Here is a 23580-nt window from a genome sequence, read left to right as displayed (position 1 = left end):
CATTGAACCGAAAACCAAGGAGCCGCCCATGTCCCCCTCGTTCAATAAACTGAATCGAACGCTGCACATATCCACCGCCGCGCTGCTGCTGGGCGCGGGCTGCACGAGCTTCGCCGCGGAGCCGGCCGTGATCCTGATCGGCCATGCCGCGCCGTTGACAGGACAGCTCGCGCATATGGGCAAGGACAGCGAAAATGCGGCGCGGCTTGCCATCGACGAGATCAACAGCCAGCATCCGGTGATCGGCGGCCAGGCGGTCCGCCTGCGACTCGACGCCCAGGACGACGCCGCCGACCCGCGCACGGGTACTCAAGTCGCCCAGAAGCTCGTCGACGATGGCGTGGTCGCCGTGGTCGGCGATATCAACTCCGGGGTGTCGATCCCGGCCTCGAAGATCTATAGCGAGGCCAGTCTGGTGCAGATCTCGCAGGGCTCGACCAATCCCACCTATACGCTGCAAGGCTTCAAAACGACCTTCCGCGTCGTCGCGACGGACGCACTGCAAGGGCCGGCGCTGGCTCGCTACGCAGTCGACTCGATGCACGCGAGGCGAATTGCCATCGTGGACGATTCGACCGCATACGGCCAGGGGCTCGCGCAAGAATTCGAAAAAGCGGCAAAAGCACGAGGCGCCGTCATCGTGACCCACGAAGCGACGACCGACAAAGCCGTCGACTTCCGGGCGATTCTGACGAAAATCAAAGGTCTGCAACCCGACGCCATCATGTATGGCGGCTCGGACGCAACGGCCGGCCCGCTGGCCAAACAGGCGGCCAACCTCGGCATCGCCGCAAAGGTGTTGGGCGGCGACGGCGCCTGCACGGATAACATGACTCAACTTGCCGGCAGCGCGATTAGCAACGTGACGTGTTCAGAAGCCGGACTTGCCTTGTCAAAAATGCCAAAGGGTCAAGACTTTGACAAGCGCTACGTGGCGCGCTTCAGAACGCCGATCGACGCCTACGCTCCGTTCACGTATGACGCCGTCTACGTGATCTATGACGCAATGAAGCGAGCGAACTCGACCGACCGATCGAAAATTCTCGCAGCAATGCCTGCCACCAGCTATGACGGCGTGATCGGGCACATTGCGTTCGACCCGCACGGCGACCTGCGGGACGCGGCGATCACGATCTATCAGTTCAAGGACAACAAGAAGACCGTGATGGATGTCATCAGAATGTGATCCGCCAGGGGACGGATATTGCGTGCGTAGCGTGATGTTCGGCCAACCCGAATTACCTTCGCGACGGCAGCCCACCCTGTCGCGACAGACCGCTTAAGACTTCAATTCGCTTACAAGCGAGCCAGGACTTTCCCGAAGTCCCGGCTCTCGACTTTGCATCGCACCACTCCCGCCAAGCCCCGTCACGTAAGGTCTACCGCCCTGGCGGCGGCTTCGGCGCGTCGACCTCCTCCCCGATCGCTTCCTTGACGAGCGTCTCCGCGTCTGCTGTACTAAATCAACCAAAGTGATTTAAGCGGCCGATTTCGAACCGCCTCGGAGCCGGAGCAGGCTCCAATCCAGATTGCGAACAGATTGCACGCGCGCAGCGTTCGTGTGTGCATCCGCCCGCAGTTCACAACGTCGTGGCCAATTACCGGAGGAGCGTCCCATGAATCTGAATTCCCGCAGGCATCCTGTCGCCAGGAAAATCGTGTCGATGTGCGTCGCCGCATCGGCGGTGTGGTGTGCGAGCGCGAGCCAGGCGGCCGACCAGCCTGTTGTCGGCCTCATCACCAAGACGGACACCAATCCGTTCTTCGTCAAGATGAAACAGGGCGCCGAAGCGGCTGCCTCGAAAGACGGCGCCAAGCTGTTGACCGCCGCCGGCAAGTTCGACGGCGACAACGCGAGCCAGGTCACCGCCATCGAAAACATGATGACGGCCGGTGCGAAAGCGATTCTGATCACGCCGAGCGATACCAAAGCGATCGTGCCGAGCATCAAGAAAGCCCGCGCGGCGGGCGTGATGGTGGTCGCGCTCGACACGCCGACCGATCCGCAAGATGCCACGGACGCCCTCTTCGCCACCGACAACTTCAAGGCCGGCGTGCTGATCGGCAAGTACGCGAAAGCCGCCATGAACGGCAAGCCCGCAAAGATCGCGACGCTCGATCTCGCGCCCGGCGTCTCGGTCGGCGTGCTGCGTCACAACGGCTTCCTGGAAGGCTTCGGCGTGAAGGAAGGCGATCCGTCGATCGTCTGCAGCCAGGACACGCGCGGCGATCAGTCGAAGGGCCAGACGGCGATGGAAAACTGCTTGCAGAAATCGCCGGACATCAACGTGGTCTACACGATCAACGAACCGGCCGCAGCGGGTGCGTATCGCGCGCTCAAGGCGGCGGGCAAGGACAAGAGCGTGATGATCGTGTCGATCGACGGCGGCTGTGAAGGCGTACGCAATGTGAAGGCCGGCGCGATTGCCGCGACCTCGCAGCAGTATCCGCTGAAGATGGCCTCGCTCGGCGTGACTGCGGGCGTGGACTATGCGAAGACCGGCAAGAAGGTCTCCGGCTATCAGGACACGGGCGTGACGCTGGTCACCGATAAACCCATGTCCGGGGTCGACAGCAAGGATACGAAATACGGCCTCGACAACTGCTGGGGCAACAAGTAACGCGCGTTGAGTGGCGGCCCGCGACGCCGGGCCGCCGCCGGGCGCCGCATCACCCGCTCCCGTATTCGCCGCGTGGCCCACTCGCCACGCTCATGCATCAAGGACACCTATCATGTCGACACCTTCCGCGCCCGCCGGACACCCGCGCCACTTCACCGACCGCTTGCCATCGCTCGCTGAAATCGGACCGTTGATCGCCCTGCTGCTGGCCTGCGGCTTCTTCATTTCGCAGAGCAACCGCTTCCTGTCGTTCCAGAACCTCTCGCTAATCCTGCAACAGACGATGGTGGTCGCCGTCATCGCCATCGGCCAGACGCTGATCGTGCTGACAGGCGGAATCGATCTGTCGTGCGGGATGGTGATGGCGTTCGGCTCGATCATCATGACCAAATTCGCCGTCACGCTCGGCGTGCCGCCCATTCTCGCGATTCTGTGCGGCGTCGCCGCGAGCACGCTGTTCGGCGCGCTCAACGGCGTGCTGATCACGCGCATCAAGCTGCCCGCCTTTATCGTCACGCTCGGTACGCTGAACATCGCGTTCGCGCTCACGCAGATCTATTCGAACGCGGAGAGCGTCTCGAATCTGCCGGACGCGATCATGTTCCTCGGCAACACGTTCAAGCTCGGCCCCGCCGACGTCACCTACGGCACGGTGCTCACGCTGCTGATGTACGGGGCAACGTGGTTCGTCCTGCGCGACACCGTGCCTGGCCGGCATCTGTATGCGCTCGGCAACAACCCTGAAGCCGCGCGCCTGATGGGCCTCTCGTCGCAGAAGATTCTGCTTACCGTGTACTCGCTGGCCGGCGCGATCTACGGCATCGCCGCGCTGTTGTCGGTGTCGCGCACCGGCGTCGGCGATCCGCAGGCGGGACAAACCGAGAACCTCGACAGCATCACGGCCGTGGTGCTGGGCGGCACGAGCCTGTTCGGTGGACGCGGCTCGATTTCCGGAACCCTGCTCGGCGCGTTGATCGTCGGCGTGTTTCGCAACGGCTTGACGCTGATCGGCGTCTCTTCGGTATACCAGGTCTTGATCACCGGCATGCTCGTGATTCTCGCGGTCGCCGCGGACAAACTTTCCCATCGTCGCGGTTGAGCAATCAACAGGAGCCCGTCATGTCATCACCTACTTCCGCCTCCACCGCGATGCCCGTTCTGCAGGCTCGCGGACTCGTCAAACGCTACGGCAACGTCACCGCGCTCGACGGCTGCGATTTCGAAGTGCTGCCCGGCGAGATTCTCGCCGTGATCGGCGATAACGGCGCAGGCAAATCGTCGTTGATCAAGGCGCTTTCCGGCGCCACGGTCCCCGACGAAGGCGAAATCCTGCTTGACGGCAAGCCCGTCAAATTCCGCAGCCCGCTGGATGCGCGCGCTCAAGGGATCGAAACCGTGTACCAGGAACTCGCGGTGGCGCCCGCCATGAGCATCGCCGAAAACCTGTTTCTCGCCCGTGAACTCGTCAAGCCAGGCTGGCGCGGGTCGATCTTCAAGATGATCGACAAGCGCCGCATGCTCGAGGAAGCCACTTCGCACATGAAGGATTTGCAGATCGGCATCCGCTCGATGCGCCAGGCGGTCGAAACCTTGTCCGGCGGCCAGCGTCAAGGCGTGGCTGTCGCGCGTAGCGCGGCGTTCGCGCGGCATGTGGTGATTCTCGACGAGCCCACCGCCGCACTCGGCGTCAAGGAAGGCAACATGGTGCTCGAATTGATCCGGCGCGTGCGCGATCGCGGCCTGCCGGTGATCCTGATCAGCCACAACATGCCGCACGTATTCGAAGTCGCGGATCGTATCCATATCCAGCGGCTCGGCAGGCGTGCCGCGGTGGTCAACACCAAAGACATCCACATGTCGGAGGCCGTGGCGATCATGACGGGCGCGAAGACAGCGGACGTCAAGGCGATTGCATGATGCATGCACCCCGTTGAGAGGCACACGACGATGGACACCACCGGCACACGCTCGCCTCTCAAACGCACGGTCGGCTCGAACCAGGTCGGCATGCGGCAATTCAACGAACGGATCGTCCTGCAGACGATCCGTTTGCATGGGCCGCTGCCGAAAGCCGAAGTGGGCCGTCTCACGCGTCTGTCGATGCAGACCGTGTCGATGATCGTCGACCGTCTGATCGACGACGGCTTGCTCGAGAAGCAGGCGCGCGTACGCGGCCGCATCGGTCAACCCTCGGTACCGATCGCACTGCGCGCCGACGGTGCGTACACCATCGGCATCAAGGTGGGCCGACGCAGTCTCGACGTGCTGGCCATGGATTTCGCGAACCACGTGGTGTGCCGCGACGTATTCGAGTATGCCTACCCCGATCCGCGCACGCTGTTCCCCGCGCTCGAAAGCAAACTGGCGCGCGTGAATCAGACGCTCGGCGCGAAGGCGAGCAAAGTGGTTGGCGTCGGCGTGGCGGCGCCGTTGTGGCTCGGCGGCTGGCGCGACTTTCTCGGCGCGCCGCAGGATGCGCTGGAAGCGTGGCACGAGATCGACTTGCGCAGTCGCATCGCAACGATGACGGGCTTGCCTGTCGAGTTCGCGAAAGACACCACGGCCGCCTGCGCAGCCGAACTCGTGATGGGCCAGGGCCGCGGCATTCACAATTTTCTATACCTGTTCGTCGGCACTTTTATTGGCGGCGGTCTCGTGATCGACGGCCGTTTGCACGGCGGACCGCATGACAACGCAGGCGCGGTGGGCTCGATCCCGTTGAAAGACGGCAGCGCGCGCAAACCGGCGCGGCAACTGCTGCACGCGGCATCGGGCTTCGTGCTGGAACAACTGTTGAGCAATGCGGGGGCGCCGGCCGCCGCCGCGCACGACCATCGCGCGTTGTCGCCCGAACTGTGGCGGCAGACCGAACAGTGGCTCGACACCGCGTGTCCTGCGATCGCCAATGCATTGACCAATGCGGCTGCGTTGCTCGATCTGGAAGCGGTAGTGATCGACGGCGAGCTCGACCGGCAAGTGGTCCGCGAAATCATTCGCCGGACCGAACGCGTGCTCGATCGTTTCGAATGGGAAGGCATGGTGCGCCCGCAACTGCTGGAAGGCACCATCGGCGCCGATGCGCGAGCGATGGGCGGCGCGATTCTGCCGCTGTACGCGCACTTCGCGCCCGTGCACGAGCTGTTTCTCAAGCCGGCGACGGACGCGGGATATTAGGCGCCGTCGCTCATTGCGCGGCCGCCTTCGCTATCGAAGCCGTTTGAGCGGGCAGATTTTGCAGCAACGGCTGCAACACCGGCGCCAGCGACTTCAGCAACTGCACCGAGAGCGCGCTCGTGAACTCGTAATGGGCCGCATACGGCTCATGCACCCAGGCGGTCAGCGTGCCGTAGAAGCGGTCTCCCATCACAAACACGAACGTTGCGCTGCGGTTCACCTTGCGCGACTCGATCAGGCGCGCGCCTTTGGCCCACACATTGAAGCGCTGATCGCCGGTGCCGGTCTTGCCGTAAATCTCGAGCGTCTGACCATTGGGGAACGTCATGCCCTGCGCCAGACGCCTCGCCGTACCGCCTGATACGACATCACGCAACAGTCCCCTGACCACCCCGGCAATCTCCGGCGACAACTGCTGCTGCGGCGCCACCGCCGCGCGTTGAAAATGCGTTTCGTACGGCGTGTTTTTCGCGAAGTCCAGTTGCGTGAGGCTTTCGGTCGGCACCTTGTTGCCGCCGTTGGCAACCACGCCAATCAGTTGCGCGAGCGCAGCCGGCCGGTCACCGGAGGCGCCGATCGCCGCCGCAAACGACGGTGTGAGCGTCGCGAACGGATAGCCGAGCGCCTGCCACGATTTGCCGATCGCATCGTATGCGCGCAACTCGACCATGCGCTTGATGCGGCGATCCTGGGTGGCGTGATAGCGAGTCTTGAAGAGCCACGAATAAGTCGACAGGCGCACCTCGCGGCTCGCGTTCTGTATCTGGTCGAGGGTCGTGTCGGGATGAGCGCGCAGATAGTTGAGGGTCCACAGTTCCAGCGGATGCACGCTCGAAATGTAGCCGCGATCGTTCAGATTGAAGCGGTCGATCGCATATTTGTCGTACAGGTTCGCCAGGTCCTCGTCATCCAGGATGGAGGCCGCCGGCGTGTTCTTCAACGCCGCGCGCATCTTCGCGTTGAACCATGCGTTCGATTCGTCCGGCGCGACGCTGCGCAACACCGTCGCTACTTTAGGCGGCGATTTGCGCACGCCGAGCAGCAATAAGGTGAGTTGCTGCTCGGGTGTTTTGCCGTGGTACTTCGTGTAGAAACGATTCATGTACACGCGGCTTTCCTGATCGGCGAAACGCGTGAGATACATCTTGCGGATCGCCGGATCGTTCAGCCATTGCGACGACGGCCCGGTAGTCTGCACCGTCTCGTAGTGGACGATATCGCGCATCAGCCGCACGAACACCAGATTCACCGAATGCTGGAATGCGCGGTGCACGGTGAGAATGCGGCTGTTGTCGTCGGATTCGAAGTTGTTGAACGTCTGGGCGCCGCCGCCCGTGTAAAACGTTTCGCCTGGACTGGCCGAATACTTGCGTTCCACGGCTGCGTCGAGCATGGCTTGCAGCGAGCGGTCTGAAGTATGCGCCAGATAGTCCAGCGCCCAGCGCGTGAGCTGATCGTTCGGATCGGGCTTCACGGCTTTCAGCTCCGCTGTGCTCAGCGAGGAATAACGCGCATGCAACTCAGAGACAATCTGCAAATACGTCACCACGGTGCGCATTTTCGCAGTCGAACCAAGATTCAGCCGCGCGCCGGAGTTGATGTCGAACGGTTGGTTGACGCTATCGGTTTGCACCCGCACGAGATTCGCGCCGTCACGCCGCTCGAACAGTGTGAAGCTATAGGCGATTTTCGATGGATCGTCGGAGGCGCGCAGCATTTCATAGCCAACGAGCCCAGCGGCTTTTGCACCGTCGCGCGTCGCGGCGGCGGCAAGACGCTCGCTCACGGCCTGTTGCACGGCGTTGTTGAGCGTGCCCGTTGCCTGCAGGTCGAGCCGGTCGAGTTCATAGAAACTCGACACGCCGAGCGCCGTTAATAGATGCGAACGCATCGATGTCACAGCCTTGCGCGACACGAACGAGTCGGTGTTCTGCATTTTTTCCGGTGCGCGGCGCAGATCCACTTGCGCGGACAGCGCGGCATCGCGCAGCGCGATCGTGATAACACCATTGCTTGCCAGCAAGCGCAGATAGCTATCCGTCAGACGTTCAAGTTCGGCGTAGCCGTGATGCAGGAAATACGACGGCGCACGTTGCGCGATCATCAACGAAAGCACCTGACGAAACGCCACGCCCTGCTCCGCGAGATTCGCTTCGGTCGGCGGTGCGTTGAGAATGCGGTTGACGTCGTTGAAATCGCGACTGTACCAGGCGGCCAGACCGTCGCCGATGCCATTGATCTCACCAATACCCGGTTGCGCGGCAAGCGGCACCGAGTTGAGATAATGGACGACGATCTGCTGGCGCGCAGGCAGGGTTTGCGGGCCGTTCAGATACGCGCGGACCGAAGCGGAGGCGATTTGCCGCAATTTCTCAGGCGGCGTTGCCGTACGCCCACCCGTCGAGTGGCGGAACTTCTCAATCTGCGTAGCGAGCGTGCTGCCGCCAGGCGTCGATTGATGCCGGTTGAACACGCGCGCGCCCTGGTCGACGAGCGCGTGGCTAAAACGTCCCCAGTCGATCGCCGGATTGCGGTTCGGCTGATCGGGGTCGAGCAGATAGCGGTCTTCGATAAAAAGCAGCGAATTGACGATCAACGGCGGGATCGAATCGAAGCTGTCATAAACACGGCCCGGATACTGCGCACCAAAAAGCGGCGCGCCGGTGCCGTCGAAGAGTTGCAGCCCCGCCTGATCTTTTTCGGCGTAGGGAATAAATAGACCGCTATCGGCCAGCCACAGCATTCGCTCGGAGTCGCGCGACTGTGCGCCGATTTCAAATCCGCGTTCGAGTAAGCGCTGCTGGAACGACGGCAGCAACGCGTAGCCGAGGCGGCTGTCGTAAGGGCCGTTGTCTGCCTGCGGGAAGCGGATGGAATGACTTGGACCGTTCTCGACGGAGAAACCCACGTCGCGCGTGAGTTCGGAGAGATAGCGCGCCTGCAGTCGAGACGTTTCGATCTCGACCTGCACAAAGCGGGCCGCAAAAGCCAGCGCAAGCAGAAACGCTGCTGCCAGCCCCCATTTAAGCCACTTCCTGACGGGCGCCATGCCCGCCGCGCGAAGTGGTAACCGAACCAGTGGCCGATTCATGGCTGCTCTCCCCGAGCGTGCGCCCCATGCTCTTGATTCTGGCGCACCTTCAATCAAGTGTAGCGCGGAAAACGAGCATGCAATCGGTTCGGATTTACCCGAGAGTGTCGCCGCCGCAACACCCTTTCACAGCGCATGGCGAAGCGCTCATTGCCATGAGATATTGAAGATCTTTCGCGTGTCGAAAGAAAGCCGGTTCAGGCGTTTTTTTGCGCAGACGCCGCTTGCTCTTCCACCAATCCGATCGTCCGTTCACGCAATAATTCGATGAATTGCTGAGCCGGTGGCGACAGCACGCCGCCTTTGCGGGTCACAATGCCAAAGGTCTGTGACGGCGACTTCAGTTTGACCGGCACGATGCGTAACATTTTCTGACGCACGAACAATTCCGCGATCGCCGTCGGTAACAACGAAACCAGCTCGGCACTGCTTTGCAGTAACGCGACTGTCACGAAAGTAGAGGCGGTCGAGACCGGGTTGTCAGGCATCTCGAGCCCCGCCAGATCCATCTCCCGTTCGAGCAACGCATGCAACGGCATATGCGACGGATACATCACCCAGCGGTGGCCGGCCAGATCGCGCAATTTCACTTCCTTCCTCGGCAATGGCGGATGGCCATAGCCCACCACCACGGATAACGGCTCGTCCCCAAGCGGACGATAGTGATATTTCGACGGATCGGCGGCGACCGCCGCGCGGCCGATCACCAGATCGAGCCGGCCTTCGTCGAGTTGCAGCAGCATGCGTGCGCTGGTGTCCTCCATCACTTCGATCGACAAACCCGGCTGGCCGGCATGCAACGCGTTCAGCGCCGGCACGACGCATTCGGGAATCGCGCCCATGATCGCACCGATCGCGAGACGCCCGCCGCGCCCCGAGCGTATCTCGGCGACGTCCTGGCAGAGCGCGGTAAGGTCCGTTGCAAGAAGCCGCGCGTAGCGGATCACGCAATGGCCGAGCTGGTTCGGAATCATGCCACTCTTCGAGCGCTCGAAAAGCGGCGCCTCGAGCATCGACTCCAGCTCCTGTAGTGCCTTGCTGGCGGCCGATTGCGTCATCGACATCGCGCCGGCTGCCTTGTGCAGCGACTTGTGGTCGTCGAGCGCGATCAGCAATTGCAACTGCTTCATGCGCAGTCTCGATAGCAGGACGTTCAGGGTGTCTTTCATGAATTGCCGGGCAGCCGTTGGGTAAGTCGCAAAAGCGATCACAAGATGGAAACAATTCAATATACCCGCCGCGCACGCCGCCGTATAGTCAACGACGGAGACACTCAAAGAGCCACACCACACCGCATCGCGTCATCACCTCACCTCGGCACAACGCACATCACCATGACCCACACCCACAACTCTGCTCCCATGCGCGGCGTGTTCCCCGTCGCGCCGACCATCTTCGACGAAGCCGGCCGTCTCGACCTGGAAGGCCAGAAGCGCTGCATCGATTTCATGATCGACGCGGGTTCCAACGGCCTGTGCATTCTGGCGAACTTCTCCGAGCAGTTCGCGCTGTCCGACGACGAGCGCAACACGCTGATGCACCTGGTACTCGAACACGTCGCCGGCCGCGTGCCGGTGATCGTCACGACCACGCATTTCAGCTCGCACCAGTGCGCTGAACGCAGCCGCAGCGCGCAGGCCGCGGGCGCCGCGATGGTGATGATCATGCCGCCCTATCACGGCGCGACGATCCGCATCGGCGAGCGCGGCATCTATGAGTTCTATCGCACCGTGTCCGATGCAATCGGGATTCCGATCATGATCCAGGACGCGCCCGTCAGCGGCACGGCGTTGTCCGCACCGTTTCTCGCCCGCATGGCGCGTGAACTGCAGAACGTGTCGTACTTCAAGATCGAAACGCCGCAGGCGGCGAACAAGCTGCGCGAGCTGATCGAACTGGGCGGCGAAGCCGTCGTTGGTCCATGGGATGGCGAAGAAGCGATCACGCTGATGGCCGATCTCGATGCGGGCGCAACCGGTTCGATGACCGGCGGCGGCTACCCGGACGGCATCCGCCTGATCGTCGACGCCTATGCGGCGGGCGACACCGAAGCGGCCGCCACGCACTATCAGCAGTGGCTCCCGCTCATCAACTACGAAAACCGCCAGGGCGGCCTCGCGTCGTGCAAGGCGTTGATGAAGGAAGGCGGCGTGATTCGATCGGACGCCGTGCGTCATCCGCTTCCGCCGATGCATCCGGCCACGCGCGCAGGCTTGCTGAAGGTCGCCCGGCGGCTCGATCCGCTGGTATTGCGCTGGGGCGTCTGACGCAACCTACGGAGGGAAAACCACATATAAGGTCAGGAGGAAATTGAGTAACATAGGCCCGCAAGCCCATCACGCCACTTTCCATGACCGCCGATCCTCGAGAACTGACGCCGGAAACCCTCGCCGAGTTGCTCGAACGCATTGCCAAAGAGGACGCGGCGGCACTGCGCGAGCTATATGATCTCGCCGCCCCGAAACTGTTTGGTCTCGCGCTCCGTATATTGAGCAGGCACGAGTGGGCCGAAGAAGTATTGCAGGACAGCTTCGTCAACATCTGGCGCTTTGCGGGCGACTATCGCCGGGCACTCTCCGCCCCCATGACGTGGATGTCGGCGATCGTCCGGAACCGTGCTCTCGATCACCTGCGGCGGGTCAACAAGCAGGAAACGGAATGGAGCGATGCGTTGGACGATCTTGTGGCAAGCGGCGATCCGGATCCCGAAGCACTGAGCGCGCTCAGCCTGCAGGCACGTCTGCTCGCCGGCTGCATGCAGCAGCTGGAGCCGGCGCAGCGTCAGGCGGTTGCGCTCGCCTACCTGCGCGATCAGAGCCATAGCGAGATCGCCGAAGCGCTGACGGTGCCGCTCGGCACGATCAAATCCTGGATCCGGCGCGGCCTTGCCAAGCTGAAGACCTGCCTGGGAGGCGAGTGATGAATCTCCATCGCTATCCTCAACTGGTCGACATGCTGGCTGCCGAGTATGTGCTCGGCACGCTGCGTGGCGGCGCCCGGCGCCGCTTCCAACGCTACGCGGATCACGATGCGGCGATTCGCCAGGCCGTCGAGGCATGGCAGCGGCGCATCTCGCCGTTGGCCGAACTCGCCGAGCCGCGCATGCCGCCGGCTGCCGTATGGGATGCCGTCGAGCGGCGTCTCGGCCTGCCGCCGGCACGCGAGGCGGCGCACGAGTCGGCACGTGAGGCAGCACGTGAGGCGGCGAGCGAGGAAACGCATGTGGAAACACGACCGCGCACCGCGGCCGAAAAACCCGCGCGCCCATCGGGCAGCATCTTCGAGAACCTCGCGTTCTGGCGCGGCTGGGCGATCGGCGTGACGGCGTTCGCCGCTATCGCCGTGGTGGTTGCCGTGCGCTCGCTGCTGCCTTCTGGCGCGACGCCGTCCACCGCGCCGACCGTCGCGCAACAGCCGGAAGCGGCCGTCTCGCATGTCGCGGTGCTGAACGACAAGGATGCGCATCCGGTCATGCTGGTCGCATGGGATGAAGCCCGCTCCACCATGACGCTGCATCCGCTCGGCAAGGTCGACTTGCCGGCCGGCCGGGCGATGGAGCTGTGGGGCATCCCGGCCAGCGGCCATCCGGTGTCGCTCGGCATGCTGCCGGACAGCGCCAACGGCAAGGTCACGGCCGCCCAGCAGAAGCCGGAGAATTACGCGGCGCTGGCGGTCTCGATCGAAGCGCCGGGCGGCTCGCCCGATCACAATGCACCTACCGGTCCGGTCGTGTTCAGCGGCAGGCTGCTGCCGGTCTCCTGATCTACCTTTAACTTCATGCAAAGCTACTACGAAGCCACCGTTGCCCGCGCTGCCGGGCGCTCGTCCGCTTACGCGCCGCTAACCGGCCGGCGCAGCGTCAATGTCTGCATCATGGGTGGCGGCCTCGCGGGTTTGTCCACGGCGTTGGGACTCGCCGAGCGGGGCGTTGCCGACATCGCCGTGCTCGAAGCCGAGCAGGTGGGCTTCGGCGCCTCGGGCCGCAACGGCGGCTTCGTGTTCGGCGGCTACAGCCTCGATTGCGCGGATCTGCTGAAAGCCCTCGGGCCGGCTCGCGCGCGCGAACTCTATGCGCTAACAACAGACGCCGTCGATCTGATGAGAAAGCGTATCCAGCGCTACCGCATCGATTGCGACATGACCGATGCCGGCGTGATCCTCGCCAACTGGTTCGACGAACCGGCAAGGCTCGACACGCAGCGGCGTCTGATGCGGGACGCGTTCGGCGTCGAGTGGGAACCCGTGGCGGCCGCGGCGCTCGCTTCACAATTGAAGACAAGCCGTTATCACGGCGGCCTGTTCGAGCGCAACGCGTTCCACTTTCATCCGCTGAAATATGTGCTCGGTGTCGCCGGCGCCGCGGCCAACGCAGGCGTGCAGATTCACGAGAAGTCGCCCGTTGTGCACCTGGAGCGGAGCGGCGCCGGTTTCGTCGTGCATACGCCACAGGGCGCGCTCGAAGCACGCCACGTGGTGATGGCCGGCGGTGGTTATGCGCGCAACGTCTATGCCCCGGTCGAACGCGCAGTGCTGCCGATCGCCACCTACGTGATGGCCACCGAGCCGCTCGGCGCCCGCCTGAAGGACGCAATGAACACCCGCGCCGCCGTCTACGACACCCGCTTCGCCTTCGACTACTATCGCCCGCTGCCCGACACACGCATCCTGTGGGGCGGGCGCATCTCGGTACGCGACCGTGCCCCCGACGTCATCGCGCGACTGCTGCGGCGCGATCTGCTGAAGGTCTATCCGCAACTGCGTGATGTGCGGGTGGAGTACGCATGGGGCGGCCTGATGAGCTATGCACGGCATAAGATGCCGCAAATCGGCCGCAGTCAGGACGGCGTCTGGTACGCGGTCGGTTTCGGCGGCCACGGCATGGCGCCCACCACCGTCTCGGGCGAATTGCTGGCGGCAGCCATCTCCGGCGAACGGCCGGTGCCCGATGCATTCGCGGCTTTCGGCCTGACGCCCACCTACGGCGCGCTCGGTCTCGCAGCCGCGCAACTCACCTACACCGCCATGCAGACGCGCGACGCCCTCGCCGCCCGGCGTCTCTCAACCCGGCCGGCACCGTGACGCGATTCGATGGCGGGTTCAATACGCCGCCGCTTATGCCCGCAACCCGCTCCGGAGGCTGGTTTCGCCATGCTAGAATGCGCCGTCACTGCCGCTCGAATACACAATGAAAAAGGGAAGCAAGGCTGCCGAGCCTGATACCAACGGCATCGCGTCCGACGCCCCGCGTCCCGACGCCCGACGCAAGTACGATCCCGAACAGACGAAGCGCAATATCCTCGACGTCGCGACCCAGGAATTCTCCGCGATGGGGCTGACCGGCGCGCGCGTCGATGCGATCGCGGAGCGCACCAACACCACCAAGCGCATGCTGTACTACTACTTCGGCAGCAAGGAAGGGTTGTACCAGGCCGTGCTGGAAAAAGTGTATGGCGACATTCGCGCGCTCGAACAGGATCTGCACGTCAGCGAACTCGATCCGGTCGAGGGCATGCGTGCGCTGGTCGAGTTTACGTTCGACTATCACGACCGCCAGCGCGACTTTGTCCGCCTCGTGACGATCGAGAACATTCACGGCGCGAAGTACGTCGAGCAGGTGAAGAGCTTCAAAGGCCGCAACGTCACCGTCATTCATACGATCGAAGATCTGCTCTCGCGCGGCATCGCGGCGGGACAGTTCCGCAGCGACGTCGACGCGATCGACCTGCATCTGATGATCAGTTCGCTGTGCTTTCACCGCGTCGGCAATCGCCATACCTTCGGTACGGCGTTCGGCCGCGATCCGTCGCACCCGCGCCTGCGTGCGCGTCATCGCGCGATGATCGTCGACGCCGTGCTGCGTTTCGTGCGCAAGGAAGACTGAGGCAAGCCTGAAACGAAAAAGCGGGACATGGCGTTAGCCATGTCCCGCTTTTTTTTGCTGCATGAAAGCCGTTCGAGCGATACGCGCCGTTCAATCCACCAGCACGATCCGCTTGATATCGCCGACGATAAAGATGTACGACAGCGCGCCGATCAACGCGACCGCGCCGATGAACACCAGCGCGCCGACAAACGAGCCGGTCGCCGCGACGATGAAACCCACCACCAGCGGCGTCACGATGCCGGCCAGATTGGCGGCAAAGTTGAAGATGCCGCCGGTCACGCCAAGCAGGCCGTCGGGTGCGATGTCCGACACCAGCGTCCAGCCCAGTGCCGCCATCCCCTGTGCGAAAAACGCCACCGACAGAATCGCGATCACCGCCACATTGCTCTCGACATAGTTGGCGAGAATGATCGTCGAGGCGAGCAGCAGGCCGGAGATGATCGGCAGCTTGCGCGCCACATTCGGCGACGTGCCGCGGCGCAGCAGCCAATCGGAGAAGAGGCCGCCGAACATCACGCCGATCGACGCGGCAATGAACGGCATGATCGCGAAGAAGCCGATCTTCAGCCATGCCATATGACGTTCGGTGGCGAGATACGTCGGGAACCAGGTGAGGAAGAACACCAGCGTCGAGTTGCCGGCGAACTGGCCGAGGCAGATGCCGCTCAACTGACGGTGCTTGAGCAGGCGCCCGATGGTGCGCCACTCGAAGCCGCTCTTTGCCGGTGCAGCCGACGCGCCGGAAGAATCGGCGTCCTTCTTCCGGTGCGTCAGACCGCCGCCTGCTTCGATATAGTCGAGCTCCGCCTGATTGACGGACGGATGCTCGTGCGGCTCGCGATAGAACAACCACCAGATCCCGCCGAATACGATGCCCACGCCGCCCACCACATAGAAGAGCGAGCGCCAGCCGAACGCGCCCATCAGCATGAACAGGAACGGGCTGAAAAACGCGAGGCCGATATATTCGCCAACGGTGTACGTGGCCGTCGCCATTGCGCGTTCGCTCTGCGGGAACCACGTGGCGACCACGCGGCTATTGGTCGGAAAGCACGGCGCCTCCGACACCCCGAGGCCGAGGCGGAACGCGAACAGCGCGCCGATGCCGTGCACCAGGCCCTGCGCGAGCGTGCACAAGGACCAGAACGTCATCGACAGGAAATACGTCACCTTGCTGCCGAAGCGGTCGAGAAACAGGCCGCCCGGAATCTGCGAAGCCGCGTAGCTCCACGAGAACACCGAGAACAGCAGCCCCATCAGCGCGGCATTGATGCCGAGCTCCCTGGTCAACTGCGGCGCCGCGATGCCGAGCACCGTGCGGTCCAGATAGTTGATCATCGTGCCGACTGCCAGCAGCGAGAGGATCTGATAGCGGGCTTTAGTGCGGCGCGCGGTGCCCGCCGTCGCATTCGTTTGGCGCGTCGAGTCGGCGCGCGTGGATTGAATCGGTTGCGACATGTCGTCTATGTCTCCTCTGTCTGGTTATGTGCCGGTTGTGTACGGCTCGAGTGCTACCCGTTTAGCGTTGCAACAAGGACTGGAAATGCGTGTAAACGCGCTCGGCGTCGGGTTCGAGGCCCGTGAAGATGCGCATCGCGTCGACTGCCTGATACACCGCCATGCCGCCGCCGCTCAGCGTGCGGCAGCCGAGCGCTTCGGCGGCCTGCAGCAGCGCGGTGCGGATCGGGAAATAGACGATGTCCGCCACCCACAAATCGCGGTGCAGCAATTCAGCCGGCAACGGCAAGCCCGGCAATTTCGCCATGCCGGTGGGCGTCGCATGAATCAGGCCGTTAGCGGCAGCGAGCGATTCGGCCAGCGAGTTGCCGGCGCTGACGGTGGCGGCAGGGAAACGCTTTTGCAATTCCGCCGCGAGCGATGCGGCGCGCGTGGCGTCCACGTCGAATAGCGTGAGTGTTTGCGCGCCCATCGTCAGCGCGGCATGCGCGACCGCCGCGCCCGCACCGCCCGCGCCCAGTTGCACGACGCGTTCCAGCGAGACGTCCGGCAGGCCGCGCTGGAACGCGCGGGCGAAACCGGACCAATCGGTGTTGTGGCCGATACGTTTGCCGTCCTTGAACAGCACCGTGTTGACCGCGCCGAGTGCGCGCGCGTCGTCGGACAGTTCGTCGAGCAGCGGAATGACGGCCTGTTTGCACGGATACGTGATGTTCAGCCCGTTGTATCCCATGCGTTCGGCGGCGACGAGCAAATCGGCAAGCGCAGTCGTATCCAGCTTCAGCGCTTCCAGATCGATGCGGCGGTACACATAGTGCAGGCCGAGTTTGCTGCCCTCTTCCTCATGCATCGCGGGGCTCAGCGATCCGCCGATGCCCGAGCCGATCAGACCGACGAGAAACGATTGCGGGCTCGCCTGTGCGTTCGCTTGAGCTTTTGCTTGTGAGTTCGCTTGTGAGTTCACTTGTGCGTTCATTTGGCCGCCCTATTCTTAAGGATGACCGCCATCCGCTCCAGCGCGAGCACGTAGCCTTGCGTACCGCAACCGACGATGATCGCATCGGCCACCGCCGACACGTACGAGTGATGCCGGAACGCTTCGCGGCGATGCACGTTTGAAATATGCACTTCGATGACGGGCTTTTCGATCGCGGTGAGCGCATCGGCGATCGCCACCGAGGTATGCGTGTAAGCCGCCGGATTGATCACGATGCCGTCGACCTTGCTGCGCGCCGCATGCAGCCAGTCGATGAGTTGGTGTTCCGCATTCGATTGGCAGAAATCGACCGACAGATCCAGCCGATCGCCCGCATCGCGGCAGAGCTTCGCGACGTCGTCGAGCGTTTCCGATCCATAGATGGCCGGCTCACGCGTGCCGAGCAGATTGAGATTCGGTCCGTTGAGGACCAGCACCGATGCAAAACTCATGACAACCACTCCTGCAAAAGTAAGGCATAAAGCGGGCCGCGGCACGCGCCGCGGCTCTACAACGTGAGCGCAGTGTGCGCGCATTGCGCGAAATCGTCATTCGGGGTTTATACGAATTTGTACCATCTAGTTAGTTTGTATAGACTATCGAAAAATTCCGTCGCTGTATGCGTTTCCGGCCTGCACCTGGTTAGTCGACGGTAACCAGCTAGACCATTTTGCGCATTGCAGCATGGCGGATCGCAAGGCATGCAGCCGTCGCACGGCAGCCGCCTCGCATCGCCCCAACAGCCGTTTCATTGTTTTTGCAGGAGCCGTTCATGCAACGTTCGATTGCCACCGTGTCGATCAGCGGGACCCTCGTCGAGAAGCTGGCCGCAATCCAGGCGGCGGGCTTCGAAGGCGTCGAAATCTTCGAGAACGACCTGCTGTACTTTGACGGCTCGCCCGCCGACGTCCGGCGCATCGCCGAGGATCTCGGGCTGAAGATCATGCTGTTCCAGCCGTTCCGCGATTTCGACGGAGTAAGCCCGGAGCGCCTCGAGCGCAATCTGGATCGGGCGAAGCGCAAGTTCGACGTGATGCACGAACTGGGTACGGACCGGATTCTGGTGTGCAGCAACGTCTCGCCCGACACCATCGGCGACGATTCGCTGATGACCGACCAGCTGGGCGCGCTGGCCCGCGCGGCCGAAGCGGCCGGCGTGATCGCCGGCTATGAGGCGCTCGCGTGGGGCAGGCACGTCAAGACCTACCGCCATGCGTGGAAGCTCGTGAACGCGGTGAATCATCCGAATCTCGGCCTCGTGCTCGACAGCTTCCATACGCTGTCGCTGAACGATACGGTGGACGGCATTGCCGATATTCCCGGCGACCGCATCGTCTTCGTGCAAATCGCCGACGCGCCGAAGCTCGCCATGGACGTGCTCGAATGGAGCCGCCACTACCGCTGCTTCCCGGGCCAAGGCGATTTCGATCTGGCCGGCTTCACCGCGCAGGTCGTGAAAACCGGCTACACAGGGCCGCTCTCGCTCGAAATTTTCAACGACGGTTTTCGCGCCGCACCCACCGCCATCACCGCGGCGGACGGCCATCGCTCGCTGCTGTTCCTCGAGGAACAGACTCGCGCGCAGCTTGAATCCGCCAGGCAGCCGGTCGGCGAGCTCTATCGATCGCCCGCCGCGCCCGCGCACGTCGGCTACCAGTTTCTCGAGTTCGCGGTCGATCACACCACCCGCGCGCACCTCGTCGACTGGCTCGGCAAGCTGCGCTTCCGTCAGGCCGGCCAGCATCGTTCGAAAGATGTGACGCTGTTTCAGCACGGCGCGGCGTCGATCGTGCTGAACGCCGAGCCGGACTCATTTGCCAACGCCTTCTTCCAGCAGCATGGTTTGTCGCTGTGCGCGTCGGCATTTCGCGTGGACGACGCCAATCAGGCGTTCGAGCGCGCCGCCGGGTTCGGCTACGCGCCGTTCTCGGGCCAGATCGGCCCGAACGAACGCGTGCTGCCCGCCGTGCAGGCGCCCGACGGCAGCCTGAACTACTTCGTCGACGAGACGCCGGACCAGCCCACCCTGTTCGAAGCCGATTTCGTGCTCACCGACATCAACGGTCCGAGCGAAGTGGGGCCGCTCGCGCGCATCGACCATGTCTGCCTGTCAGTACCGGCTCCTTCGCTGGATACGTGGGTTCTGTTTCTGCGTACCGCACTCGGCTTCCAGGCCGAGCCGGGCGTGCTGGTGCCCGACCCTTACGGACTGGTGCGCAGCCGCGCGCTGCGCAGTCATGACGGTTCGGTGCGCATCGTACTGAACGCGTCGGTGGACCATCACACGGCGGTCGCCGAGGCATTGCACACCTATCACGGTTCGGGCCTGAATCACGTCGCGTTCAGCACCGGCGACATTTTCAGCGCGATTCCCGAATTCGTCGCGGACGGTCTGCCGGTTCTGCGCATCCCGCGCAATTACTACGACGACCTTGCCGCACGCTATGCGCTGCCGGACGAAACGCTCGAGGCGCTGCGCGCGCGCAACATCCTGTATGACCGGGACGAGCGCGGTGGCGAGTTCTTCCACGCTTACACCGAACAACTGGATCAGCGCTTTTTCATGGAGATTGTCGAGCGGCGCGGCGGCTACGACGGCTATGGCGCGGCCAATGCGGCCGTTCGGCTCGCAGCGCAGGCGCAGCGCCGCAAATAGCCGTTTGCGGCCGGCAACGCAGGCGAGGGGTTGCGGGTTGCGACGGATTGGGCACGGCCCGTGCTGCATCGGCTTGGCGGGTGCGGCGCACCGATATAATGGCGCTTGATCCTCGGCCCGGTGCCGCGCGCACTCAGCCCCATGCGGGCGTGGCGCGCACCGTCGGCCGAATGAAACGCCAGGAGAGATATGAAGAAGTTTGCCGTAGTCCTGTCAGTTCCCCTGCTTCTCAGCGCTTGTGCGTACTTCCAGAAGAATCCGGACGCCGGCGAACCTGTCACGGACACCACGACGCAGCGCTCGGTCAACGATGTGGTTGCCTGCCTGACGCAAGTGGCGACCAGCCACAACGCCGCGTTCAAATCGACCGGCATCCCACAGGGTCAGATGCTCGACTTCGGCGACTCGAATATCGTCAAGGTGCGCAGCGACAACGGCGCGACGACTTATCGCTTCTACGCCGGCAAGCGCCACGTGAGCAACCTGTGGATCGAATCGGCCAGCAAAACCTGCGCGCCGTGAGGTCAGCAAAGGGAAAAATCGGCCGGGCGTAACGATCGGTAACTTGTTCCGGCGCAATGATAGTGTCACGGTGTTACATCACAATGCTGTCTTAAGAATCGTTTAAGACTTCATCCGCATCATCCACCCGACACTATCCCGCACAAGGTGCGCTCCATGAATCACCCCGATCACAACCCGAACGACACGCCGGCACCGGCGAAGCGGCCCACCATTCTGCGTCGCCTGCTGAGCCACCATGAGCTGGCGACGCTTCTGCTGTTGCTGCACGCACCGATCGACGCGTCCGCGAAACCCGAGATTCCGCAGCTTCACGAAGCCGGCCTGGTCGAAACGGTCTCCGGCGACGCAGGCGGTTCGCACATCCGTCTGACGCCTGAAGGCAATGCAGTGCTGCGCGGGCTTGGCGTGAGATAACGCGCGCTTTACATTCCAGTTACGCCTGCCATACACCGTACCCCGCCTCGCGCAGTCCGACCGCCAATTCCACCTCCATATCCTGTGCGCCGCGGTAAGGCATAGGATTGAATACGTCATACAATTCGGGCATGAGGCGCAAGCCGTAATCGCGCACATAGCGATTTGCCTGAATCCCGGCCTTGTGCCGGTCGAATCTCAGATCCGGGTCCAGTCCGGTCATTCCCACATACACGCAGGGCTTGTCGAACCGGTAGTCCGGATTCGCGCGGCGAAAGCGCGCTTCGTTCCAGACGGTGTCGTCGAGCGCGACGACGTAGACGTAGTAGTGATGCTTGCGACGAACCATGTGTGCCGCGGCTCAGCTTCGCGAGGTTCCGTGCAGCAGCATCCGATACTCGGTCGGCGTGACGCCGACGGTCGCCTTGAATTGACGCGTGAACGCGCTGTGGTCGGTGTAGCCGCAGAGCGCGGCGACGTCGGTGACCTTGTCGTGCGAAACCAGCAGTGCCGTGGCGGCATCCAGCCGCGTTTTCAGCAGCACCTGGCGCGGCGTCAAGTGAAACACTTTGTGAAAGTAGCGCTCCAGTTGCGCCACCGACATATCCGCCATTGCAGCAAGCTGTTTCAGATTGAGCGGCTGCACGTAGTTTTCCTGGATGGACTGCACCACCGCGGCCAGCCGGCTATAAGCGGGATGACTGCTTTCATCCGCTTTCAGGTCGCGGGAGATACCGGCGAGGCCGACGACCTTGCCCGCCGGATCGCGCAACGGCTGCTTGCAGGTCAGGCACCACCCCGGCTGACGGCCGGGATACAGATGCAGCTCCAGCTGATCGATCATCTGGCTGCCGACGTTGATGATCGCTTTGTCCTGCGCGGTGTAGATGCGGCCGAAGCGGCGCGGAAAGACGTCCTCGGCGGTCTTGCCGAGCAACGCGGACTTTTCCTTGAAGCCACAGCGCGAAGCCAGCGTGCGATTGACCAGTGCGTAGCGGGCGTGCGCGTCCTTGACGAAAAACACGACGTCCGGCATCGCATCGAACACGGGCTCGAGTAGCGTGAAATGCGACAGCATGCCGGATAGCGTTGCGTCGTCCGGTTCGAGCGGATGAGCCAGCGTGTTCATCGTGCGGGTTCCGTGGTCGGTGCGGTTGTGCGTTGCCAGGTGCTTTGGTTATGCGATGCTGGTGTGCTCAGCGGTGCGTTTGCGCATTTGCCGGTTCATTTGCCGGTTCATTTGCCGAGGCGTTGCCGGTCCATTTACCGGTGCGTTCTACCGCGCAACTAGGCGGGCGCTTGCGGTCGATTATAGAGCCACGCGCTGCTGAGGATATCCAGCGGCCGATCGAATACCGGTGTCATTCGACTGACGGCTGCTCCTCGCCGGCCGCCATCAACGTGCCGATTTGGGCCGGGCTGAACGGCGGCCGCGGCGCTGCGGCTTGCCAGCCGAAATACAACGAAGCCGCGGCACCGCAAACCCGTCCCTGACATGCCCCCATCCCGCAGCGGGTATGCAGCTTGGCCTCGCGCCAATCCGGATAGGCGCGCACGTCGCCGAAGCTGACGTCTTCGCAACGGCAGAGCAGCGTGGCGTCGTCGGGTGGCGTGCGCGCGGCGGCCTGCAAGGAGAAAGCTGCTTCGACGTGCCTCGCGAAACGCTGCCATCGAGCGCGTTGCGCGTGCAGTGCGGTGCGATTTGCCGAGATGCGGCTCGCCGAGGCGCCGCTCGCGGAGAGCCCGGCAAGCTCGCCTTCCACACGAGCCAGTTCCTCGCCGCCGACGCCCGTGCATTCGCCCGCCGCCAACACGCCGCCCACTGAAGTTCGCTGCTCACCGTCGACGATAATCTCGCCCGCTTCGCTGATCGCACAGCCGAGCGCTTGCGCAAGCGTGATGTTCGGTACGAGTCCATAGCCGCAGGCGACGCGGTCGCAGTCGAGCGTTGACTCCTGCCGGCCGCGCCGGATCGTCACGCGCTCGACACGGCCAGCGCCATCCGCTTTGCGAACGATGCTGCCGGTCCAGTAACGCACGCCCGCGAAGCCGCGCGTCATGACAACGGCTTGCCGCAACTTCGCCGGTTCGCCGAACAGGGACACGCCAAAGCGGGCGACCTCGAGCGCCGAAGCCTGCTCCACTACCGCGACCACCCGCGCCCCGGCAGCACGCACGGTGGCGAGCGCCGCGATCAGCAATGGGCCGCTGCCCGCGATCACGATCCGTTCGCCGCGCACCGGCATGCCGCCTTTGACGAGTGCCTGCAGTGCGCCAGCGCCGGTCACGCCGGGCAAGGTCCAGCCGGCGAATGGCAAGAGCCGCTCGCGCGCGCCGGTCGCGAGGATCAACCGATCGTAGCTGATCGATACGGCACCATGCTCGGCCGACTCGAGCAGCAAGCCGCGCGGACCCAAAGGCGCGATCACGCGAGTCGACGGCAAATGGGCGACCCTGGTTTGCGTCTGCAAGGCGGCGAGCAATTCTTGTAGCGGCACTTGCGGCGGATGGCCGGGACCTTGCCGCCAGATTTGACCGCCGACGCGCGGATTGTCGTCGAGCAACGCGACCGTGGCACCCTCACGCGCCGCTGCCTGCGCGGCGTTCAACCCGGCCGGACCGGCCCCTACCACGACGATATCGAAGTGCTGGTTCATCGTTTGTCCGTGGCGATTGTGGGGGTAATGGTGCTGGGCGCGTTGGCTGCGTTGGCTGCGTTGGCTCCGCTAGGCCCGCTGGATAAGTTGGTCGAGCTGGATACGTTGGTTGCGTTGGCCGCGT

21 protein-coding genes are annotated in these 23580 nt (G+C 63.4%); 13 read left to right on the top strand and 8 right to left on the bottom strand.

The annotated features are described in order from the left end of the window. The first annotated feature begins 28 nt into the window (after positions 1–28). The 5 genes from DSC91_RS04495 to DSC91_RS04475 all read left to right on the top strand — a co-directional run bounded on the left by DSC91_RS04495 (position 29) and on the right by DSC91_RS04475 (position 5795). On the top strand, positions 29–1186 hold the full coding sequence (locus DSC91_RS04495) for a branched-chain amino acid ABC transporter substrate-binding protein (protein ID WP_115777020.1): 1158 nt from the start codon (positions 29–31) through the stop codon (positions 1184–1186). A 430-nt stretch (positions 1187–1616) separates the two neighbouring features. Continuing rightward, entirely contained in the window at positions 1617–2621 is a 1005-nt protein-coding gene (locus tag DSC91_RS04490; protein WP_115777019.1) for a sugar ABC transporter substrate-binding protein, read from the top strand. 112 nt (positions 2622–2733) lie between these two features. After that, the gene (locus tag DSC91_RS04485; RefSeq protein WP_115777018.1) at positions 2734–3720 is read left to right on the top strand and encodes an ABC transporter permease; all 987 of its coding nucleotides are present in this window, start codon (positions 2734–2736) and stop codon (positions 3718–3720) included. A 20-nt stretch (positions 3721–3740) separates the two neighbouring features. Then, positions 3741–4538: an ATP-binding cassette domain-containing protein gene (locus tag DSC91_RS04480; RefSeq protein ID WP_115777017.1), complete on the top strand. Its 798-nt coding sequence runs from the start codon at positions 3741–3743 to the stop codon at positions 4536–4538. A gap of 30 nt (positions 4539–4568) precedes the next feature. Beyond that, a complete protein-coding gene (locus DSC91_RS04475) occupies positions 4569–5795 on the top strand; it encodes an ROK family transcriptional regulator (protein ID WP_115777016.1) in 1227 nt (408 codons plus the stop codon). Positions 5796–5805: 10 nt separating this feature from the next. Here DSC91_RS04475 and DSC91_RS04470 read toward each other — a convergent pair whose 3' ends face one another. Both DSC91_RS04470 and DSC91_RS04465 read right to left on the bottom strand, forming a co-directional pair. Next, a complete protein-coding gene (locus DSC91_RS04470) occupies positions 5806–8886 on the bottom strand; it encodes a transglycosylase domain-containing protein (protein WP_115777015.1) in 3081 nt (1026 codons plus the stop codon). Positions 8887–9083: 197 nt separating this feature from the next. Beyond that, positions 9084–10055: a LysR family transcriptional regulator gene (locus DSC91_RS04465; protein WP_115777014.1), complete on the bottom strand. Its 972-nt coding sequence runs from the start codon at positions 10053–10055 to the stop codon at positions 9084–9086. Positions 10056–10220: 165 nt separating this feature from the next. On the opposite strand from DSC91_RS04465, the gene DSC91_RS04460 reads away from it, so the two are divergent. The 5 genes from DSC91_RS04460 to DSC91_RS04440 all read left to right on the top strand — a co-directional run bounded on the left by DSC91_RS04460 (position 10221) and on the right by DSC91_RS04440 (position 14767). Next, positions 10221–11153, top strand: a complete 933-nt coding sequence (locus DSC91_RS04460; RefSeq protein WP_115777013.1) for a dihydrodipicolinate synthase family protein — start codon at positions 10221–10223, stop codon at positions 11151–11153. Positions 11154–11236: 83 nt separating this feature from the next. Further along, on the top strand, positions 11237–11806 hold the full coding sequence (locus DSC91_RS04455) for an RNA polymerase sigma factor (protein ID WP_115777012.1): 570 nt from the start codon (positions 11237–11239) through the stop codon (positions 11804–11806). Further along, positions 11806–12648: an anti-sigma factor gene (locus tag DSC91_RS04450; protein WP_115777011.1), complete on the top strand. Its 843-nt coding sequence runs from the start codon at positions 11806–11808 to the stop codon at positions 12646–12648. Before DSC91_RS04455 ends, DSC91_RS04450 begins: the two co-directional genes overlap by 1 nt. Positions 12649–12663: 15 nt before the next feature. Next, on the top strand, positions 12664–13965 hold the full coding sequence (locus DSC91_RS04445; RefSeq protein WP_115777010.1) for an NAD(P)/FAD-dependent oxidoreductase: 1302 nt from the start codon (positions 12664–12666) through the stop codon (positions 13963–13965). Between the two features lie 106 nt (positions 13966–14071). Next, positions 14072–14767 carry a TetR/AcrR family transcriptional regulator gene (locus tag DSC91_RS04440; protein ID WP_115777009.1) on the top strand — a complete coding sequence of 232 codons (696 nt, stop codon included), beginning with the start codon at positions 14072–14074 and terminating at the stop codon, positions 14765–14767. A gap of 90 nt (positions 14768–14857) precedes the next feature. On the opposite strand, the gene DSC91_RS04435 is transcribed toward DSC91_RS04440, so the two are convergent. From DSC91_RS04435 to aroQ, 3 genes are all read right to left on the bottom strand, one after another. Continuing rightward, positions 14858–16228 (bottom strand): MFS transporter, encoded by a 1371-nt coding sequence (locus DSC91_RS04435; RefSeq protein ID WP_115777008.1) that lies wholly within the window; start codon positions 16226–16228, stop codon positions 14858–14860. Positions 16229–16289: 61 nt separating this feature from the next. After that, positions 16290–17204 (bottom strand): shikimate dehydrogenase, encoded by a 915-nt coding sequence (locus DSC91_RS04430; RefSeq protein ID WP_115777007.1) that lies wholly within the window; start codon positions 17202–17204, stop codon positions 16290–16292. Further along, positions 17201–17656 (bottom strand): type II 3-dehydroquinate dehydratase, encoded by a 456-nt coding sequence (gene aroQ, locus DSC91_RS04425; protein WP_115777006.1) that lies wholly within the window; start codon positions 17654–17656, stop codon positions 17201–17203. The genes DSC91_RS04430 and aroQ overlap by 4 nt, the downstream gene beginning before the upstream one ends. A gap of 320 nt (positions 17657–17976) precedes the next feature. Here aroQ and DSC91_RS04420 point away from each other — a divergent pair, with 320 nt between their 5' ends. From DSC91_RS04420 to DSC91_RS04410, 3 genes are all read left to right on the top strand, one after another. Then, entirely contained in the window at positions 17977–19860 is a 1884-nt protein-coding gene (locus DSC91_RS04420; protein ID WP_115777005.1) for a bifunctional sugar phosphate isomerase/epimerase/4-hydroxyphenylpyruvate dioxygenase family protein, read from the top strand. A 189-nt stretch (positions 19861–20049) separates the two neighbouring features. After that, positions 20050–20382 carry a hypothetical protein gene (locus DSC91_RS04415; RefSeq protein ID WP_115777004.1) on the top strand — a complete coding sequence of 111 codons (333 nt, stop codon included), beginning with the start codon at positions 20050–20052 and terminating at the stop codon, positions 20380–20382. A gap of 156 nt (positions 20383–20538) precedes the next feature. Next, the gene (locus tag DSC91_RS04410) at positions 20539–20799 is read left to right on the top strand and encodes a hypothetical protein (RefSeq protein ID WP_115777003.1); all 261 of its coding nucleotides are present in this window, start codon (positions 20539–20541) and stop codon (positions 20797–20799) included. A gap of 19 nt (positions 20800–20818) precedes the next feature. Here the strand turns inward: DSC91_RS04410 and DSC91_RS04405 are convergent, their stop codons facing one another. The 3 genes from DSC91_RS04405 to DSC91_RS04395 all read right to left on the bottom strand — a co-directional run bounded on the left by DSC91_RS04405 (position 20819) and on the right by DSC91_RS04395 (position 23456). Then, positions 20819–21148, bottom strand: coding sequence for a hypothetical protein (locus DSC91_RS04405; RefSeq protein ID WP_115777002.1), 330 nt, complete (start codon positions 21146–21148; stop codon positions 20819–20821). Positions 21149–21160: 12 nt separating this feature from the next. Next, positions 21161–21928 carry an AraC family transcriptional regulator gene (locus DSC91_RS04400; RefSeq protein WP_115777001.1) on the bottom strand — a complete coding sequence of 256 codons (768 nt, stop codon included), beginning with the start codon at positions 21926–21928 and terminating at the stop codon, positions 21161–21163. Positions 21929–22160: 232 nt separating this feature from the next. Then, positions 22161–23456, bottom strand: coding sequence for an FAD-dependent oxidoreductase (locus tag DSC91_RS04395; RefSeq protein WP_115777000.1), 1296 nt, complete (start codon positions 23454–23456; stop codon positions 22161–22163). Positions 23457–23580: the final 124 nt, after the last annotated feature.

The sequence above is a fragment of the Paraburkholderia caffeinilytica genome (assembly GCF_003368325.1).
GTDB lineage: Bacteria > Pseudomonadota > Gammaproteobacteria > Burkholderiales > Burkholderiaceae > Paraburkholderia > Paraburkholderia caffeinilytica.
The sequence above is the reverse complement of the archived record's forward strand: the minus strand, read 5'-3'. Positions and strand labels throughout refer to the sequence as shown.